Annotated in this window: 20 protein-coding genes; 11 read left to right on the forward strand and 9 right to left on the reverse strand. The window is 63.9% G+C overall.

The window, feature by feature from the left end:
- Positions 1 to 39 precede the first annotated feature (39 nt).
- Complete coding sequence (locus SC1_RS13590; RefSeq protein ID WP_062182619.1) at positions 40 to 1,119, forward strand: DUF2332 domain-containing protein; 1,080 nt, start codon at positions 40 to 42, stop codon at positions 1,117 to 1,119.
- Between the two features lie 314 nt (positions 1,120 to 1,433).
- Here the strand turns inward: SC1_RS13590 and SC1_RS13595 are convergent, their stop codons facing one another.
- Positions 1,434 to 1,886 (reverse strand): DUF1465 family protein, encoded by a 453-nt coding sequence (locus SC1_RS13595; protein WP_238586695.1) that lies wholly within the window; start codon positions 1,884 to 1,886, stop codon positions 1,434 to 1,436.
- A gap of 105 nt (positions 1,887 to 1,991) precedes the next feature.
- A complete protein-coding gene (locus SC1_RS13600) occupies positions 1,992 to 2,189 on the reverse strand; it encodes a YdcH family protein (RefSeq protein WP_062182622.1) in 198 nt (65 codons plus the stop codon).
- 123 nt (positions 2,190 to 2,312) lie between these two features.
- Between SC1_RS13600 and SC1_RS21625 the strand changes: the two genes are divergently transcribed.
- Positions 2,313 to 2,471 (forward strand): DUF465 domain-containing protein, encoded by a 159-nt coding sequence (locus tag SC1_RS21625; RefSeq protein WP_083435846.1) that lies wholly within the window; start codon positions 2,313 to 2,315, stop codon positions 2,469 to 2,471.
- 46 nt (positions 2,472 to 2,517) lie between these two features.
- Here the strand turns inward: SC1_RS21625 and SC1_RS13605 are convergent, their stop codons facing one another.
- The 3 genes from SC1_RS13605 to SC1_RS22465 form a co-directional block, all read right to left on the reverse strand.
- Positions 2,518 to 2,907, reverse strand: coding sequence for a PilZ domain-containing protein (locus SC1_RS13605; protein ID WP_062182624.1), 390 nt, complete (start codon positions 2,905 to 2,907; stop codon positions 2,518 to 2,520).
- 87 nt (positions 2,908 to 2,994) lie between these two features.
- The gene (gene dksA, locus SC1_RS13610; protein ID WP_039572520.1) at positions 2,995 to 3,456 is read right to left on the reverse strand and encodes an RNA polymerase-binding protein DksA; all 462 of its coding nucleotides are present in this window, start codon (positions 3,454 to 3,456) and stop codon (positions 2,995 to 2,997) included.
- Between the two features lie 719 nt (positions 3,457 to 4,175).
- A complete protein-coding gene (locus tag SC1_RS22465) occupies positions 4,176 to 5,075 on the reverse strand; it encodes a hypothetical protein (RefSeq protein ID WP_238586696.1) in 900 nt (299 codons plus the stop codon).
- A 138-nt stretch (positions 5,076 to 5,213) separates the two neighbouring features.
- Here SC1_RS22465 and SC1_RS13625 point away from each other — a divergent pair, with 138 nt between their 5' ends.
- The 6 genes from SC1_RS13625 (at position 5,214) to SC1_RS13650 (ending at position 10,409) form a co-directional block, all read left to right on the forward strand.
- Positions 5,214 to 5,555, forward strand: a complete 342-nt coding sequence (locus SC1_RS13625; RefSeq protein ID WP_062182627.1) for a helix-turn-helix transcriptional regulator — start codon at positions 5,214 to 5,216, stop codon at positions 5,553 to 5,555.
- Positions 5,555 to 6,019 carry an SRPBCC family protein gene (locus tag SC1_RS13630; RefSeq protein ID WP_062184177.1) on the forward strand — a complete coding sequence of 155 codons (465 nt, stop codon included), beginning with the start codon at positions 5,555 to 5,557 and terminating at the stop codon, positions 6,017 to 6,019. The genes SC1_RS13625 and SC1_RS13630 overlap by 1 nt, the downstream gene beginning before the upstream one ends.
- A 43-nt stretch (positions 6,020 to 6,062) precedes the next feature.
- On the forward strand, positions 6,063 to 7,343 hold the full coding sequence (gene serS / locus SC1_RS13635) for a serine--tRNA ligase (protein ID WP_062184180.1): 1,281 nt from the start codon (positions 6,063 to 6,065) through the stop codon (positions 7,341 to 7,343).
- 101 nt (positions 7,344 to 7,444) lie between these two features.
- Positions 7,445 to 8,209: a 5'/3'-nucleotidase SurE gene (surE, locus tag SC1_RS13640; RefSeq protein WP_062182630.1), complete on the forward strand. Its 765-nt coding sequence runs from the start codon at positions 7,445 to 7,447 to the stop codon at positions 8,207 to 8,209.
- Between the two features lie 86 nt (positions 8,210 to 8,295).
- Entirely contained in the window at positions 8,296 to 9,357 is a 1,062-nt protein-coding gene (locus SC1_RS13645; protein ID WP_083435847.1) for a M23 family metallopeptidase, read from the forward strand.
- Positions 9,354 to 10,409, forward strand: coding sequence for a TrkA family potassium uptake protein (locus tag SC1_RS13650; protein WP_062182633.1), 1,056 nt, complete (start codon positions 9,354 to 9,356; stop codon positions 10,407 to 10,409). The genes SC1_RS13645 and SC1_RS13650 overlap by 4 nt, the downstream gene beginning before the upstream one ends.
- Here SC1_RS13650 and SC1_RS13655 read toward each other — a convergent pair.
- Complete coding sequence (locus tag SC1_RS13655; protein WP_062182636.1) at positions 10,406 to 10,732, reverse strand: DUF423 domain-containing protein; 327 nt, start codon at positions 10,730 to 10,732, stop codon at positions 10,406 to 10,408. The two genes, SC1_RS13650 and SC1_RS13655, sit on opposite strands and share 4 nt — an antisense overlap.
- A gap of 174 nt (positions 10,733 to 10,906) precedes the next feature.
- On the opposite strand from SC1_RS13655, the gene rimO reads away from it, so the two are divergent.
- Together rimO and SC1_RS13665 are read left to right on the forward strand one after the other, a co-directional pair.
- Positions 10,907 to 12,274 (forward strand): 30S ribosomal protein S12 methylthiotransferase RimO, encoded by a 1,368-nt coding sequence (gene rimO, locus SC1_RS13660; RefSeq protein ID WP_062182639.1) that lies wholly within the window; start codon positions 10,907 to 10,909, stop codon positions 12,272 to 12,274.
- A 365-nt stretch (positions 12,275 to 12,639) separates the two neighbouring features.
- Positions 12,640 to 14,115: a DUF4403 family protein gene (locus tag SC1_RS13665; protein ID WP_062182642.1), complete on the forward strand. Its 1,476-nt coding sequence runs from the start codon at positions 12,640 to 12,642 to the stop codon at positions 14,113 to 14,115.
- 2 nt (positions 14,116 to 14,117) lie between these two features.
- Here SC1_RS13665 and SC1_RS13670 read toward each other — a convergent pair whose 3' ends face one another.
- The 3 genes from SC1_RS13670 to SC1_RS13680 all read right to left on the reverse strand — a co-directional run bounded on the left by SC1_RS13670 (position 14,118) and on the right by SC1_RS13680 (position 16,803).
- Positions 14,118 to 14,579, reverse strand: coding sequence for a hypothetical protein (locus SC1_RS13670; RefSeq protein ID WP_062182645.1), 462 nt, complete (start codon positions 14,577 to 14,579; stop codon positions 14,118 to 14,120).
- 70 nt (positions 14,580 to 14,649) lie between these two features.
- Positions 14,650 to 15,663, reverse strand: coding sequence for an inorganic phosphate transporter (locus SC1_RS13675; protein WP_062182648.1), 1,014 nt, complete (start codon positions 15,661 to 15,663; stop codon positions 14,650 to 14,652).
- Positions 15,664 to 15,678: 15 nt separating this feature from the next.
- Positions 15,679 to 16,803, reverse strand: a complete 1,125-nt coding sequence (locus SC1_RS13680; protein ID WP_193749174.1) for a DUF47 family protein — start codon at positions 16,801 to 16,803, stop codon at positions 15,679 to 15,681.
- A gap of 194 nt (positions 16,804 to 16,997) precedes the next feature.
- Here SC1_RS13680 and SC1_RS13685 point away from each other — a divergent pair, with 194 nt between their 5' ends.
- A complete protein-coding gene (locus SC1_RS13685; RefSeq protein ID WP_062182651.1) occupies positions 16,998 to 18,536 on the forward strand; it encodes an NAD(P)/FAD-dependent oxidoreductase in 1,539 nt (512 codons plus the stop codon).
- The last annotated feature ends 1 nt before the right edge of the window (position 18,537 follow it).

Raw genomic sequence — 18,537 nt, forward strand, 5'->3', positions numbered from 1 at the left:
AAGCTTGCGCGCCCATAAGCGGCGAGAGGGAAAAGGGCAATGAGCGAGCGATACCAGTTCATCGACATGGCCGAAATCGGCCCGAAAGCCGTCCGCACCGCCTTTGCCAATCAGGTCGCCTATTGCCGCGCCAACGACGCGCGCGTCACCGCACGCGTCGTTGCGGCGCTGGCCAAGCTGCTCGACAAGCCGGCGAGCGAATTCGCGCGCCGGATCGCTGGATGGCAAGGCCCGCCGCTCGCCGACGCATTGCCGCTGCGCGCCGCCGGCGGCATCCACGCGCTCCACCTGTCGGGAACCGCGCACGAACTCGCCCCCATCTATGCCGATTCCGAAGACATCAACGACGATGCAATCGTCGCCGGTGTCGTCGCGCGGCACGAGGCGGTGCTGCTCCCCTGGCTCGACGGCCCGCCGCAGACCAATGAGGCGGGACGCTCGTCAAACTTCATCGCGGCGATGCTCTGGCTCGCCGACCGGGGATTGCCGCCGCGCTTCGACTGCCTCGAAATCGGATCGAGCGCGGGAATCAACCTGATGATCGACCGCTATCATTATAACCTCGGCGGCGTGCATGTCGGACCGCAGCCCGGTGTGATGAGTTTCAGCCCTGACTGGCGCGGCGATCATCCGCCACAGCATGAAATCGAATTCGCCGGCCTCAAGGGCTGCGACGTCGCGCCCGTCGACCTGACCGACCCCGCGCAGGCGCTACGGCTGAAGGCCTATATCTGGCCGGAGCATCATATCCGCTTCGCGCGCATCGAGGCCGCGATTGCAACGGCAACCGAAGAACCGCCGCAACTGATCCACGCCAATGCCGCCGATTTCGTCGAGGCCGAACTTGCGCGCCCGCAGGCCCCAGGCACGACGCGCGTGCTGATGCATTCGATCGTGTGGCAATATGTGCCCGCCGACCAACAGGCGCGGATCACCGCCGCGATGGAGTCGGCCGGCGCGCGCGCGGCGCCCGAACGCCCGCTCGCATGGATCGCGCTAGAGGCCAATCGTACGGTGCATCATCATGAACTGGTCGTGCGCTACTGGCCGGCCGGCGGCGAACCGCAGAAGCTGGCGCATGCCCATGCCCATGGCGCATGGGTGGAGTGGCTGGGTTAGAGTCGGCGCGTAGAAGGCGGCTTTGGGGTGGTGAGCTGTCGCTCGATCCCCACCCTCGTCACCCCGGACTTGATCCGGGGTCCATGACGATGGTGCGGCTATGGATCCCGGATCAAGTCCGGGATGACGAAGAAAGATAGGGGGGCTTCCGGTAGATACCCACCTTCCGTCATCCCGGGCTTGACCCGGGATCCCGCTTTTTGAAGGCACCGGCACGCTTCACGAAATAGCGGGACCCCGGGTCAAGCCCGGGGTGACGGTTAGAGAGATGCCAGGCTCGGTCGGACGAAGCCATTCCTCCCACGAAAGTCTTGTCAAAGCCGCGCTTCGAGCCGCGCGAGAAGTTGCTGCACGGGCGCCACCGCGGGTGCTTCCCACCCGGCTTCGAGCATCGCGACACGCTCGAACAGCCGCTCGCTCGCCGCGATGATCCGACCGGTCGACGCCTCGAAGCCCGCGCAAACGTCCCAGTCGGCGCGCACCGGATCGCCGATCCGTGCGGCGCTGTCGTGCGGCCCTGCCCCCGGATCGCCCGCGAACATCGCGCGGCGATGGAGCAGCCAGGCGATGATGTGCATCAGCCGTGTCGTCGTCTTCAGCGATTCGCACGCTAGGCCGATCTGCGCCGCCGCATTGCCCTGCGCAGCGCCAAGGTCGCGCTGCACGGCAAAGGCCGCATGCGCCTCATCGGCGAGCAACATCGCCTCGACATAGAGATTTTCGACCTGTGCCCGCTGCACCGGCACATCGATTGCCATCATATTCATTCGCCCGCCGACTATCGAAACGGAGATGCCACGTCCCCCGCCTCCTCGGCAATGACGGTAACCATTAAAGTTGGCGGACAAATCGTCCCGTTTTGATTCAAGCCGTTAGGCGATGATATCGGGAAGCAGTTGATCCTCGCACCAGCTAATCTCGTCACGCAGCCTGAGCTTGCGCTTCTTCAGCCGCGCGAGTTGTAACTGGTCTGGCACCGCCGCCTCGCCAAGCGCAATGATCGCAGCGTCGAGATCGCGATGCTCGACGCGAAGCAGTTCCAGGCGCTGGGTAATTTCCTCTGGGTTCACACGGCCTCCCTGCCACGTTCACCACTGGTCCGCAACGGGGACCGGCTGACCGAATCGTCACGACATGCCGGCCGATTCATGTTTTACTCCGCCCTGCCCATCGAGTCGAAAAGGAGAATGCCAATGAGCACGTCGCACCTTTCCACCCTGAAGTCCCGACATGCGGACCTCGATGTGAAAATTGCGAATGAAGAGCGCCGTCCCGCCCCCGATACCGGTGTGCTTGCGCAGCTCAAGAAGCAGAAACTGAAACTCAAGGAAGAGATGCTCGCGATCGCCTGATCGCCAGCGCTATCGCCCCGCTGATGCTACCCTGTTCAAGGACGCATCAGCGTCGGCGATAGAGGGGGCCCGTTTCGAGCCCCGTTCGCCGAAGATGCGGCGGCAGATCGGATTGCGAAACCACTTGGCGGCGCACCGCCTGCGGATCGACGGGACGGTCGAACGCGATACCGAACTTACCTTCGCCCACCCAGATCACCCGGCCCACGACCGGACCGACGTTACGCAGGTCGACCTCAACGACGGCCCCTTGCGCAACCTTGACCTTTGCCTCCGCCAGCATGCCGCCCGGCGACAGGTTGCGCACACGGACGGTGACGGGATCGGCACAACCGGGGATGATCAGGCCGGCCTGCAGGAACAGGCTGTCGCGATCGGCGCTGCGCGACAGCGCCGCGACTTCCTCGTCCACCGATGTCGGTCGTTGTGAATCCATTGCTGCGCCCCATAACTCGAATGTCGAGGGACGGAATCTAGAACCCAGCCATTGCGGAATCGTAAATGGGATCGGACTCCCTTACGACTAATCTTCGCGTGAAATCCGTTCGTTGCGCTCATGGCGCTCCTGCGCCTCCAGCGTCATCGTCGCGATCGGGCGAGCCTGCAAACGCGCGAGCGAGATCGGCTCGCCGGTCACCGCGCAATAGCCATATTCGCCTTCGTCGATGCGGCGGATCGCCGAATCGATCTTCGCGATCAGCTTGCGCTGGCGGTCGCGGGTGCGCAGTTCGATCGCCCAGTCGGTCTCGCTCGAAGCGCGATCGGCAAGGTCGGGTTCGCGCAACGGACCATCCTGAAGATGTGCAAGCGTCGATTCGGATTCGGACAGGATCGACTTTTTCCAAGCGAGGAGCAGGCCGCGGAAATAATCCTGCTGCCGCTCATTCATAAACTCTTCGTCGTCGCTGGGGACATAGTCCGAATCGAGATTGGATTTGGCTTCGCGAAGCGCGTCTGCGCCAACGTCGGCAATCTTGGTCGGCATGAGGGGCTCTCGCGTCCTTTCCTGTCACCCCGCGGGCCGCCAAGCGGTGCAGGGAGTGGCGCGCCTATAACCAGCCGCTGGCGACGATACAAGCGCCTTAGCTGCGGATAGCGGCAACCCGTGAAGCGGCGATGAACCAACAGCATAGCGATCGCGATTCTATATGGCTGATCGACGCCCGAAAGGCGGCCCACGCCAGGGCGATTTAGGTCCGAAGGTTAACCAATTGCATAGAATTGCTGCATTTTACGTACTGTTTTGGGACAGTTAACGCGATTTCTGTTGATTCCGCGTCGCAATTCCCGCTCTCGGACAGGCAAACGCGGTTAACACAATTGCCGCGTTCACAAAGCTTTGTCCTTTTGCGGTATAGCGAAAGTGAACGGGGGGTGCCGGGTCGATTGGCGCGTCGCACCTGCAACGGGAAAGAAAGAGAAGTCTATGTCTGTCCGAATGGCCCTTGCCAAGCTTTGCGCCTGCACTTGCGGCGGGGCAATCATCGGTAGCGGGGCAATGCAGATTGCGGACGTTCCAAAGGCACGCGCCCAGACGGTCCAGTCCTGCTCGCCCTGCGCTGGCAAAAAGGTCGTCCGCAAGCGTCATGCAGCGCGCAAGCCGGTGAAGCGCGTACGCCGCGTCGTCACGACCAAGCGCATCATCCGCACCGCGACCCCGCAAACGCAGGTCGTGACGCAGACGATCCCGCTGCCCCCGATCCCCTATGCCCCCTTCCCGCGCGGCGGCTTCGAAGGCGGCAGCAGCGGCGGCGGCGTGACCGTCATCGGTGGCGGCTTTGGCGGCGGTTTCGGCGGCGGCTTCTTCGGCGGTTTCTTCGGCGGCAGCAGCGGCGGTGGCAGCAGCGGCAGCATCGTCGTCACCTCGACGACGACCGGCGGCGTCTCGACCTCGTCCAGCACCTCGTCGGGCGTCTCGACCTCCACCGGTGGCGTGTCGACGTCCACCGGCGGCGTGAGCACGTCGACGGGCGGCGTGTCGACCTCGACGGGCGGGGTCAGCACCTCGACCGGCGGCGTTTCGACATCGACCTCGACGGGCGGTGTCTCGACCTCGACCGGCAGCGTCAGCACCTCGACCTCGTCGGGCAATGTCTCGACCTCATCGGGTAACGTCAGCACCTCCTCATCGAGCAGCAGCTCGTCATCCAGCTCGTCATCGTCCTCTTCGTCGTCGAGCTCATCCTCGTCGGGCGGCAGCTCGTCGAAGGGCAGTTCGGGTTGGGGCAGTTCGTCAAAGGGCGGATCGTCGCACGGCAGTTCGGGCTGGGGCAGCTCGTCGCGCGGCGGCAGCTCGAGCAGCAGCTCGTCCTCGAGTTCCTCCTCCTCTTCGTCTTCCAGCAGCACGTCGAGCGGCGCGACCTCGTCGGGCGCGACCGGCGGCAGCAGCAGCTTCGGTTCGACCGGCAGCACCAGCTCGTCGTCATCCTCTTCGTCGTCGAGCAGCAGCTCGTCGTCCAGCTCGGGCGGCAGCAGCAGCCATGGCGGGTCGTCGGGCGATCCGACCCCTGTTCCTGCGCCGCCGATGATGCTATTGTTCGGTGCTGCAGCCGCTGCGCTTGTCGCACGGCGCCGCGCGGCGAACCGCAACAGCGAAGACGCCAACGCGGCTTAAGAGATCCACTGGCGGTTTGGGGGGCTAACCCTGACCACCGAACTAAGGGCCGCCCTTCGGGACGGCCCTTTTTTCTGGTCCGCACGAATCAGTTTGCCATATAGGAAACTATCTATATAGTTCTCCATATGGTGAACCAACAAGCCTCGCTCGATTCGCTGTTCCATGCGCTCGCCGACCCGACGCGCCGCGCGGTCGTCAGCCGCCTTCTCAAAGGCGCCGCGCCGGTGAAGCAGCTATCCGAACCGTTCGAAATGGGCCTCCCCGCCTTCCTCAAACATCTGACGGTGCTCGAAACGTCGGGGCTGATCCACACCGAAAAGCACGGCCGCGTCCGCACCTGCCGCGTCGATGCCGAACGGCTCGCGGCGGCGGAGGATTGGCTCTCGCGCCAACGCGCCATCTGGCAGGGCCGCACCGATCGCCTTGCCGCCTTCGTCGAATCGCAAACACCCCCGGAGCAAGCATGATGACCCACGACACGACCCTCACCATCTCCCGCCTGATCGCCGCGCCGCCGTCGGCGGTCTGGGACGCGTGGAGCGTGCCGGAAAATCTCGCGAAATGGTGGATCCCCGCGCCGATCGAATGCCAGGTCGTCAAACTCGACCTCCGGCCCGGCGGCGGGTTCGTGACGCGGATGCGCGAGGCTGCCGGCACCGATTTCCAGCCGCATGTCGATGGCTGCTTCCTCGAAGCGGTCCCGAACGAGCGCCTCGTCTTCACCACCGTCCTGACCGAAGGCTGGCAACCGACCGAGCCATGGCTCGCGCTGACCGCGATCCTGACCTTCGAAGCGAAGGACGGCGGCACCCTCTATTCGGCGCGCGTCCTCCACAAGACGCCCGAGGACAGCGCCAAGCATGACGAGATGGGTTTCTACGAAGGCTGGGGCACCGCGATCGGCCAGCTCGCCAAGTTAGTGGAACGCTAAGACGGGCTTGCGCCGCGCGGGCGGCAACGCCATAGCGCGGCGCATGCACGATATCCGCCTGATCCGGGAAAATCCCGAAGCGTTCGACGCCGGCCTCGCGCGCCGCGGCCTCGAACCCCTGTCCGCTCAGATCGTGGCGGCCGATGCGTCGCTGCGCGCGTTGCAGACCGAAATTCAGGGCTCGCTCGCGCGCCGCAACGAAGCGTCGAAGCTGATCGGCCAGGCGATGGCACAGGGCGACAAGGACAAGGCCGAGGCGCTGAAGGCCGAAGTCGCCGACCTCAAGACCGCACTCCCCGCCAAGGAAGACGCCGAGCGCGAGCAGCTTGCCGCGCTGCAGGACATCCTCGCCGCGCTCCCGAACCTCCCTGCCGACGGCGTCCCCGATGGCGAGGATGAAGACGGCAATGTCGAGATCGCCCGCTGGGGCACGCCGCGCAGCTTCGACTTCACCCCGCAGGAACATGCCGATTTCGCGCCCGCGCTCGGTCTCGACTTCGAAACCGCAGGCAAGATGTCGGGCGCGCGCTTCGCCTTTCTGAAAGGGCAGATGGCGCGGCTCGAACGCGCGCTTGGCCAGTTCATGATCGACAAGCAGACGATCGAGGCCGGCTACACCGAATGCGCGACCCCGCTGATGGTCCGCGACGAAGCCGCCTATGGCACGACGCAGCTTCCCAAGTTTCGCGAGGATCTGTTCCAGACCACCGATGGACGCTGGCTTATCTCGACGTCGGAGATGAGCCTGACCAATGCGGTGCGCGAGGAAATCCTGCCCGAGGCCGATCTGCCGATCCGCATGACCGCGCTGACCCCCTGCTTCCGTTCCGAGGCAGGGTCGGCCGGGCGCGACACGCGCGGCTATATTCGCCAGCACCAGTTCTGGAAGGTCGAGCTTGTCTCGATCGTCCGGCCCGAGGATTCGGACGCCGAGCTTGAACGCAAGACGCGCGCGGCAGAGGTGATTCTCGAAGCGCTCGACCTGCCCTATCGCAAGATGCTGCTGTGCAGCGGCGACATGGGCTTTTCGGCACGCAAGACCTATGATCTCGAAGTCTGGCTGCCCGGCCAGAACGCCTATCGCGAGATTTCGAGCTGTTCGACCTGCGGCGATTTTCAGGCGCGCCGCATGAACGCGCGCTTCCGCCGAGAGGGCGCGAAGAACAACGAGTTCGTCCACACGCTGAACGGTTCGGGCCTCGCCGTGGGCCGCACGCTGGTCGCGGTGTTGGAAAATTACCAGCAGGCCGACGGCAGCGTCACTGTTCCGGCGGCATTGCTACCTTATATGGGCGGAATCACCCGCCTGACGCCGGCCACCTAAACCATCGTCACCCAGGACTAAATCCGGGGTCCCGCTTCTCAACGTCGCAGAGCGGGACCCCGGATCAAGTCCGGGGTGACGAAAAGAGAAAGACCAGAAACGTGCGCATCCTCCTCACCAACGACGACGGCTATCACGCCCCCGGCATGGCGGTTCTGGAAGCGATCGCACGCGAGCTTAGCGACGATATCTGGGTCTGCGCCCCCGCCGAGGAACAGTCGGGCGCCGGCCACTCGCTCACCCTTTCGCGCCCCGTCCGCATCCGCCAGCACGAAGAGCGCCGCTGGTCGTGCAGCGGTACCCCGACCGATTCGGTGATGATGGCGATCGGCAAGCTGATGCCCGAAAAGCCCGACCTGATCCTGTCCGGGGTCAACCGCGGCGCCAACCTTGGCGACGACATCACTTACTCGGGGACGGTCTCGGCGGCGATCGAAGGCGCGCTCGCGGGCATCCCCTCGATCGCGCTCAGCCAGGTTTATGCCAAGGAAGGCATGGGCGACAGCGTGCCCTTCGAAGCCGCCGCGGCATGGGGCTCCAAGGTCCTTCGCCCGTTGCTCGATATGCAGATGGCGCCACGCACGCTGATCAATATCAACTTCCCCGCGATCCCGGCCGAAGAGGTGCAGGGCATCCGCGTCACCCGCCAGGGCTTCCACGACTATGGCCGCGGCTCGATCGTCGAGGGCACCGACCCGCGCGGCTATCTTTATTATTGGTTCGGCCTCCATGGGATTGAGCACAGCCTCGGCCACGACAGCGACCTGGAGGCGATCGACGACAATTATATCTCGGTCACCCCGCTCCAGCTCGACCTGACGCATGACGCGTCGCTGGCGGCATTGCGCGGCGCCTACGGCGGCTGACGGCTCCGGCCCAACAGACCGGAAATTCCGTCCCACAGTGATACAGAAGTCTAGCCACCGCGCTCTCGCTTTGGCAAAGGCAGGCTATGGGGGAATTCCGATATCATATCGCCGTGATGCTCTGCGCCGCATCGCTCGCCGGATGTATTCCGGCGGCACCGACACCGCCATCATGGCCCGCTCAGCCGCCCGCAACACCGGACGTCGAACGCCGCCCGCTCGGCGAAGCCTCGGGCGTCTATGAACGCCCGACCTGGACGCTGAAATCCGTCACGACCGATGCCGTGCGCGTGAACGCCGGCGTCTATTCGGTCCGCCCCGGCGACACGCTCCGCGCGGTCGGTGAGAAAACGGGCGTGGGGTCGGAGGCGCTTGCGATCGAGAACGACCTCGCGCCGCCCTACACGCTCCGCTTCGGTCAGGAACTCCGCGTTCCCGCCGGCCTCTATCACCGCGTCGGCGCGGGCGAGACAGGCATCGGCATCGCCGCGGCCTATGGCGTCGATTGGGGCGAGATCATCACAATCAACGCGCTTTCCGAACCCTATATCCTGCGCATCGGTCAGCGACTCCGCCTCCCCTCCGACGCGCGTGCCCTTCCGCGCGATACGGTCGATGTCGGTGCCCGCGCCGCCGCTTTCCGCCTCGACATCGACGACATCCTGACCGGCAGCCAGCCCGCACTCGCCGAAGCGGCCCGACCGACCGCAGGCAGCGCCGCGCCGCGCCAGCCGGTCACCACCGCGATCGCCGAACCCGCCTATTTCGCCGGCCGCTTCGAATGGCCGCTCAACGGACCGATATTGACGCGCTTCGGCCCCACCGCATCCGGCGGAGGCAGCGACGGAATCAACATCGCCGCCGCGGTCGGAACCCCGATCCGCGCGACCGCGGGCGGCGTCGTCGCTTATGCCGGCGACCAGATCGGCGTCTATGGCGGGCTCATCCTGATCAACCATGGCAGCGGCTGGGTCAGCGCTTATGGCCATGCGGGGCGGATCGACGTGAAACGCGGCCAGAGCGTCCGCATGGGCGACGTCATCGGGCGCGCAGGGGCGACGGGTCAGGTCCGGACGTCGCAACTCCATTTCCAGCTCCGCAAAAATCGCATACCAGTCGATCCGATGAAGCAGTTGCCGCCCCGATGAGCCGTCGGCCGTCCGACAAGCTGAAAATGCCGCATATATTTCGCCCGCTGAAGCGCGCGAGTAATTGGCCGATCTGGGCCGACGTCATCACGCGGCTCGGCGTGGCTTTCTTCTTGATCGCGATCGTCGTGCTCGTCCACTGGATCGACCGCGCCGGGCTGAAGGACAGCCACGACGGGCAGATCAGCTTCCTCGACGTCGTCTATTTCACGATGATTTCGGTCACGACGACGGGCTTTGGCGACATCGCACCGGTGTCCGACCGTTCGCGGCTGATCGAGGCGGTGATCGTCACCCCGATCCGCATCATGGTGCTCTTCATTTTCGTCGGCACCGCCTATAATTTCGTCCTCAAACGCACATGGGAAAAATGGCGCATGGCTCGCATCCAGGCAAAGCTCACCGACCATTATGTCGTGCTCGGTTACGGCACCAGCGGAGCGGAGGCGGTTCGCGAACTCATCGCGCGCGGCACCGATCCCGCCTGCATCGTCGTCATCGACCAGTCGGGCCCGCGTATCCAGGCGGCCGAGGCCGTCGGTTGCAACGTGCTGCAGGGCGACGCTTCGAACGACGACACGCTAATCGACGTCCAGATCGCCGAGGCGCACACCGTCCTCGTCTCGGCGGGACGCGACGACAGTTCGATCCTCATCGTGCTGACCGTCCGCCATCTTGCCCCGCATGTCCCGATCAGCGTCGTCATCCGCGCGCAGGACAATGAACTGCTCGCGCGGCAGGCGGGGGCGACGAACGTCATCAATCCCGTCAGCTTCACCGGGCTGCTCCTCGCGGGATCGGCGCAGGGCGAGCATGTCGCCGACTATATGGCCGATCTCGCCGCAATCGGGGGCAAGGTGCAACTGCGCGAGCGTCCAGTCAGCGGCGAGGAAATCGGCGGCAGCCTAGACCGGCTCGCGAGCGGCGGGCGCGGCCTGCGCATCTATCGCGGCGGCAAGCCCTATGGCTTTTGGGAAGAGGAAACGAACATGCTGCAGGCGGGCGACATGATCGTCGAGGTCGTCAACTGCGAGACGTGCGAAGCCGATTAATTCCGCCAGTAAAGCCAGCCGGCCCAAAGCCAGCCGGCAATCAGCAAGGTCCCACCGATCGGCGTCACCGCGCCCAGCCAACGCGGCCCGCCAAGCGCCATGACATAGAGGGTGACGGCGAACAGCGCCGCCCCGACGAGCAACATGATTGCCGGCCCGCGCGCGATGCCCATGATCGCGATCGCCGCGACCGCGTGGATCAACTGGTACAGCCCGCCGGTGCGCAGCCATTCGGCTTCCTGTGGTCCCGATGCGCCATGCGCGCCGAATGCGCCCGCCGCCACCGCAATCGCTGCCGAAATCGCCGCAAATACGCCAATCATGCTCCACCACCCTTGCAATGCCATGCCGATGCGTCGCGCTATAGGGCGACAAGAGGGAGAAGGCGATGCCTCGCGATCCTGCATCAAATCAGGGGCGATGAAGAAGGATGTGGGCCGTGCCAAGCACAGCCATGGTGACAAACGCCAAAAAATCCCCTATGCGCCCCGCCAATCATGACAGTCAAAACCCTCCCCACCCAGCCGAAGGTCGGCATGGTTTCGCTCGGCTGCCCCAAGGCATTGGTCGACAGCGAGCGGATTCTGACCAAGCTGCGCGCCGACGGCTACGGCCTGTCGCCCGACTATGCGGGCGCCGACGTCGTGCTCGTCAACACCTGCGGCTTCCTCGACTCGGCGAAGGAAGAGAGCCTCGAGGCGATCGGTGAAGCAATGGCGGAGAATGGCCGCGTCATCGTTACCGGCTGTATGGGGAACGAGGCCGAGGTTATTCGCGCGCGCTTCCCCAATGTGCTCGCGGTTACCGGCGCGCATCAATATGAGCAGGTCGTCGACGCTGTCCACGACGCCGCGCCGCCGACGCAAGGCCCCTTCATCGACCTCGTCCCAGAGGGCGGGCTGAAGCTCACGCCGCGCCACTACAGCTATCTCAAGATTTCCGAAGGCTGCAACCATAGCTGCTCCTTCTGCATCATCCCCGATCTGCGCGGCAAACTCGTCAGCCGCCGCATCGACGCGGTGCTGCGCGAGGCCGAAAAGCTTGTCGCCGCGGGGACCAAGGAACTGCTGGTCATCAGCCAGGACACATCGGCCTATGGCGTCGACATTCGTCACGACCCGCGCCAGTGGCACGGCCGCGAAGTCCGCGCGCATATGACCGACCTCGCGCGCGAACTGGGACAGCTCAAGACCAGCGAAGGCCATGCCCCATGGGTCCGCCTCCATTACGTCTACCCCTATCCGCACGTCGACGCAGTAATCCCGCTGATGGCCGAAGGGCTGCTGACTCCCTATCTGGACATCCCTTTCCAGCATGCGAGCCCGAGCGTCCTCAAGCGCATGAAGCGCCCCGCGAACGAAGCGAAGGTGCTCGAACGGCTGAAAAGCTGGCGCCAGATCGCCCCCGACATCTCGATCCGATCGAGCTTCGTCGTCGGCTTCCCGGGCGAGACCGAGGCCGATTTCCAATATCTTCTCGACTGGCTCGACGAAGCGCAGCTCGACCGCGTCGGCGCCTTCCGCTTCGAACCCGTCGCGGGAGCGCAAGCGAATGCGCTCGACGATCAGGTGCCCGAAGAGGTCAAGGAAGAGCGTTACCAGCGCATCATGGCAAAGACCGCCGCGATCAGCGCCGCCAAGCTCGAAGCCAAGATCGGCCGTACCCTGCCCGTCATCATCGACGAAGTCGGTGAAGCCGACGAAGAGGGCAGCATCGGCGCCACAGGCCGCTCACAGGCCGATGCGCCCGAAATCGACGGCCATGTCTATCTTCGCGACGTCGCGGCGAGCCTCAAGGCCGGCGATATCGTCGACGTCGCGATCGAAGACGCCGATGAGCATGACCTGTTCGGGGTCGTCGTCTAACCAGCGTTTGCGAAAATCGCTGTCCTACATTGTGCGGGCCGCATAGCCTTGCACGATGACGCCTGCCCGCCCCTCCGAACAGCGAATTGCGAGTGAAGTTTCGCAGTTTTCTGCGGTTTCAAAAGTTGCCTCCATTTCTTTTCTTCGTCATCCCGGACTTGATCCGGGATCCCGCTTTTCAAGCACGGCCAGCGCGCGCCTGGATCGAGTCTCGGGTGACGAAGATGGGTGACGGCTTGCCTATGAAACGCCGTTTCCGAGTGAAGTTGCGGAGATTTTCGCCATTTCCCTTACCCGCGCCAGCGCAAGGAACGGCTTAACATCTCCGCTGTTATAAGGGGCAGATACCGCATCAGGGGCACCATATGCGTCTTGTTCGACTGACGACCGCGACATTGCTGCTGGCCGCCGCCTTATCCGCCTGCGACCGTCAGACCGAGGTCACGGCGCCACCGCGCGCCACCGACAAGGCGCCCTCTCCGACGCAAAAGTCGCTGATCGCGGTGCCGATCAACGCCAACACGGCATCGCTCAAGCAGGCGCTCGAACGCGCGGTCCCGAGGACGCTGTGGACGATCGACCAGCGCGAGCGCGCTTGCATCCAGCCCCAACGGGTCAAAGTCTTTGGCAAGAAGGTCAAGGTCACGCCGCCGATCGCCTGCACGATCGTCGGCCAAGTGACGCGCGGCCCGCTGCGACTGCGCGGCGAAGGGAGCGAGATCGTCGTCGACGTTCCGCTTCGGGCCACGATCGCGGCACGCGACGTCGGCGGCGTGCTCAAGGGCGAGACGGCAACCGGTGCCGCGATGGCGCACGCCCGCATCCGTATCGAGCTTACTCCCGACTGGCGCACCCGGGGCAAGGCGCGCATTACCTATGGCTGGACCAAGGCCCCCGGGATCGATTTTCTGGGCCGCCGCATCACCTTCACCGATCAGGCCGACGCGAAGCTGAAGCCCGTCGTCGCGGACGTCGAGCGCGAGGTAAACCGCGAGATCGCAAAGATCGATATCCGTAAACAGGCCGCCGACGTATGGCGACAGAGCTTCAAGTCGCTTGAACTCAACCGCGAAAATCCGCCGGTGTGGATGCGCGTGACACCGCAGCGTATCCTTTATGGCGGCTACCGGGTGGATGGGCAGCGGATCAATCTGAATCTCGGGCTGGAAGCGGTAACCGAGACCTTCGTGTCGAACCGACCGGCCGACCCCACCCCCACGCCGCTACCCCGGCTGGTTCGTGAGATTCCGAAACCGCATCTCGACGTGCGCGTGCCCGTCATCGCGGATTACGCACAGCTTCAGCCCGTCGTCGACCGTGCGCTCGCCAAACGATCACTGCGGCCTTTCGAATTGCCAAAGGTCGGCCCGATGATGGTGAAGTTCGGCAAATCGACGATCTATGGCGCCGAAGGCGGTCGGATCGCGGTCGGCGTCGACGTCGAAGCAAAGCTGGAGATCCGCTCGGGCGAACCGACGCGCGGCCGCATCTGGATGACTGCGATCCCGGCGAACAAGCCGGGCTCGGCCGAGGTGCATTTCACCGATCTCGTCATCAACGGCGACACCGATGGTGTCGGCGGCGACCTCCTGATTCTCCTCGGCCGCAGCGAGGGTTTCGCGCCCTTGATCGCCGAGGCGCTGACGCAGAATTTCACCCGCGATCTTGGCGAGCTACAGGGAAAGATCAAACGCGCCGTCGATCAGCGGCGCGAGGGCGCCTTCGTCATCCGTACCCGCGTCGACAGCTTCGAGACGGGCGAGATAAAGGCCTATGGCAATGGACTCTACCTGCCGGTGCGGATGGTCGGCGGCGCAAGCGTCGATTATCGTCCGCGCTGAGGCTATGCGCGCGTGAAATCCATAGTCCAGTTCACTTCCCAGCTTTCGCCGCCGTCCGCGGACATTGCCTGCTCCCAGCGCGGCGTGGAAGTGTCTGTACGGCTCCAGATGAAGCGCAGTCGGATCGGCTGGCCATCGAGCGTGTCGTCGGCATAGAAATGGCCGACGCCATCCTCGAACCGGCCGATGACGGGCACGTCGAGCGCATGCGGGCTGCGCGCATCGAGCCACCAGATCGCCCAACTATCTTGCGCCGGATCATAGGATCGCAGCGCGATCGCGCGATAGGTTCCGCCGGGGATGTGGAGGAGATTGTCCTCGACATTGCCATTGCCGCCGAGGATCGGACGCATGTCCGAGGTGCCGTCGAACTCTTCCCATTCGGTGCAGTTCGCAAGCCGCTCTTTCAGGCGGCGGTGCCGCACCTGCCAGCTGCCAATCTGGAAATCGAAATCGCCGGCCATTGCACGCACTCCCCATCATCGTAGAGGAATGTTCTTATTACGTTCCAATTCAAACGCAACCCTGCCCGGTTCAGAAAAGCCGGGTAATCCCATAGAAAGCCGCGGCGACGAGAGCGCTCGCCGGAATGGTAATGAACCATGCCGCGACGACATTGCCCGCGACACCCCAGCGCACTGCGCTGGCGCGACGCGCTACGCCGGCGCCGATGATGCTGCCGGTGATCGTGTGCGTCGTCGACACCGGAATGCCTAGCAGGCTGGCGGTGAACACCATGATCGATCCGCCCGTCGACGCGGCGAAACCCTGATGGTGCGACAGCTTGGTGATGCGGCCGCCCATGGTCTCGATAATCTTCCACCCACCCGACAATGTGCCGAGCGCGATCGCGATGTAGCAGCTGAACGCGACCCAGTGCGGGACATGGAATTCCCCGCCGAGATAGCCGGTCGAATAGAGAAGGACGGTAATGATCCCCATCGTCTTTTGCGCGTCGTTCAGGCCGTGGCTGATCGAATAGGCGGCCGACGACAGGAGGTGGAGATGGCGGAAGGTCTTTTCCGCGAAGCTCGCGGTCGCGCGGCGCAGCGCCCAACTGCTGATCAGCATCACCAGCATCGCTAGCATCATGCCCAACAGCGGCGACAGGAAGATTGCGATGACCGTCTTGTTGAGCCCGGTCCACTCGATCCCCTCGAACCCCGCATGTGCCACGCCTGCGCCAACGATACCGCCAACAAGCGCATGGCTCGACGACGACGGAATGCCCTTGAGCCAAGTGACGACGTTCCAGAACATCGCACCGACCAGCGCACCGAACACGACCGCGGGGGTCACCAGATCCTTGTCGATGATCCCCTTGCCGATCGTCTCGGCAACCTTGTGCAGTTCGGGAAAGATGACCGAGAGGAAATAAGCGGCAAAGTTGAAGAAGGCAGCGAAGAGCACCGCCTGCACCGGCCGCAGCAGCCGCGTGGCGACGACGGTCGCGATGCTGTTGGCGGCATCGTGCAGACCGTTGAGGAAATCGAACGCCAGCGCCAGGATGACGAGGCCGACGAGGAGCGGAAAAGCGAGTTCGTGCATGGTAGACGCCCCCGCTTATGCGTGGTCGATGACGAGACCGTCGATTTCGTTCGCAACATCCTCGAAACTGTCGGTGACGCGTTCCAGATGGCGGAAGAGTTCGCGTGCGATCAGGAAGCGCGTCGGGTTCGCCTCGCCATGCTCACGGAACAGGCGCTTGAGGCCGGCGGCATGGATTTCGTCGGCATGGCCTTCCATGCGCACCAACCGTTCGGTCAGTTCGTGGAGGCGCGGACCGTTGGCGCCGATATTGCGGAGCAGCGGCAGCGCCTCCGCCGTCAAACGCGCCGCATCGACAATAATGCCCCCAATGTCGCGCATCTCGGGCTCGAATTCGGTGACGTCGTACAGGTCGACGGCGCCTGCGGTCTTCTGCATCTCGTCGATCGCATCGTCCATCGAGGCGATCAGGTCGGTGATCGCGCTGCGGTCGAAAGGCGTCAGGAAGGTGCGGCGGACGGTCTGGAGCACTTCACGGGTGATCGCGTCGGCGTCATGCTCACGCTCGATGATTTCCTGAACATGGTCGGCCATGCCCTCGCCACCCTGAAGCATGCGCGACAGGGCATTGGCACCGGCGACGAGCGTCGCAGCGTGGCTTTCGAACAATTCAAAGAAATTTCCCTGTCGCGGCAGCAAACGCTGAAACCATGCGAACATCCAGCTAACCCCTGTCTTGTCTGCTACATTGTGGGCGACGCTCCGCGGTTGGGCGACGGCACGAAAACCGCCATCGCCGAACGATCGGATCAGCGCCTGCAAATCGGGCTCTTCCACGGCCGACGCGGCGTCGCGGAACGAAAACCATTTGCGGTCGCGTTCGTCCATTTCTTTCCAGTCGTCGAGTTCGTTCGTCACGGCGAGCGGGAAGACTTCGACATTATACATGATCGACGCGCCATTGGCCCGGCGCTTGCGATATTCATAGCTGCCGATCGGCGTCGGGCAGACAGCACCGATCACCCCCGCCTCCTCCTCCGCTTCGATCGCGGCGGCGGCGTGACGCGTGATGCCCGTCAGCGGATTGCCCTTCGGCACCACCCAACGCTTCGTCTCGCGCGAGGTGATCAGCAGGATTTCGGTCGGACCATCCTGCGCAGGACCGCCGAATCGATAGGGAAGAACCGCGATCTGGCGCATGAAGATCAATCCTTTCCTATAGTTGATGCGACATCATGGCTGAATGGTGACAATTGGGTTTCGCCCCTATGACAATAATGTGACAGCGACAAGGGACGCGGCCCTCCGCACCCATACTTTCATCGCTGTCAATTCGATTGCAAAATGCAACGCGGTGCGTAAGCTGGCGCCAAAGACAATCGGGAGACGAAACTATGGCAGGCACGGCGACGACGGAACGCCCCGCAGACGCGAAGGCTGCACCGGTCGATCAGGATGTGCTGATCGTCGGCGCGGGAATTTCGGGCATCGGCATGGCGGTGCATTTGCAGATGAACTCGCCCGACCGCAGCTTTGCCCTCGTCGAGCGTCGCGAACAGCTTGGCGGTACCTGGGACCTCTTCCGCTATCCCGGTATCCGATCTGACAGCGACATGCACACGCTCGGTTTCGTCTTCGAACCATGGAAGCACGAAAAGTCGATCGCCGACGGCCCGTCGATCCTCGAATATCTCAACCGCATCGTCGACGAACGCCATATTCGCGAGCGCATTCGTTTCGACAGCAAGGTCGTCGGTGCCGACTGGGACAGCGCCGCCGCGCGCTGGACGGTGACGATGGAGGACAGCAAGGGCGCGACGTCGACCACAACCGCGCGCTGGCTTTATCTCGGGTCGGGCTATTACGACTATGACGAGCCCTTCGATGCGCAATTCGCGGGCCGCGAGGATTTCAAGGGTCAGATCATCCATCCGCAGTTCTGGCCGAAAGATCTCGACTATAAGGACAAAAAGGTCGTCGTGATCGGATCGGGCGCAACCGCGGTGACGATCGTCCCTTCGATGAAGGAAGCCGCCCACGTCACGATGCTTCAGCGCACTCCGACCTGGTATTTTATCCGGCCGGCGAAGGACGGCTTCGCGAACTTCCTCCGCAAATTCCTGCCCGAGGGGCTCGCGTACAAGATCACGCGGTTCAAGAACGTCCGCCTTCAAGATATCGCGTTCCGTCGCGCGCGCGAGAAGCCCGAGAAGGTCAAGGAATTCCTGACCAAGAAACTGCAGGCAAGCCTTGGCGACCGATATGACGCCAAAGCTTTCACCCCGCCCTACAACCCTTGGGACCAGCGCCTCTGCCTCGTTCCCGATGCCGATTTCTTCGAAGCGATGAAGGCAGACCGGGCATCGGTCGTGACCGATCATATCGAGAAATTCGATGCGACCGGTATCCAGCTCAAATCCGGCAAACATCTCGATGCCGACATCATCGTGACCGCCACTGGGCTGAAGCTCGCCGTCGCCGGCAAGATACCCGTGCGGGTCGATGGCGCCCCGGTCGATTGGCACGATCATTTCTATTACAAGGCGTGCATGTTCTCGAACGTGCCGAACTTCTCGGCCGTGTTCGGCTATCTCAACGCAAGCTGGACACTGCGCGCCGACATCGTGTCGGAATATGTCTGCCGCGTGCTCAACCATATGCGCGACACGCGCACCACCGTCGCGACGCCCGCCCTCGCCGACCCGTCGAGCCTTGAGGAAGAAAATGTCTTCGACTTCTCGTCGGGCTATATCCAGCGCTCGCTGCACATCATGCCGAAGAGCACGGTCGCGCTGCCCTGGCGGCTCAGCCAGAATTATGTGCAGGACCGCATCGACATGCGCACCGGCGCGATTGCCGACGGCGTGCTGACGTTCAGCAATGCGCGTGCGGCGGCCGCGACCGCGCCCGCCGAACTCGAAGCCGCGGAATAGC

Origin of the sequence: Sphingopyxis sp. C-1 (assembly GCF_001047015.1) — a bacterium.
Lineage (GTDB): Bacteria > Pseudomonadota > Alphaproteobacteria > Sphingomonadales > Sphingomonadaceae > Sphingopyxis.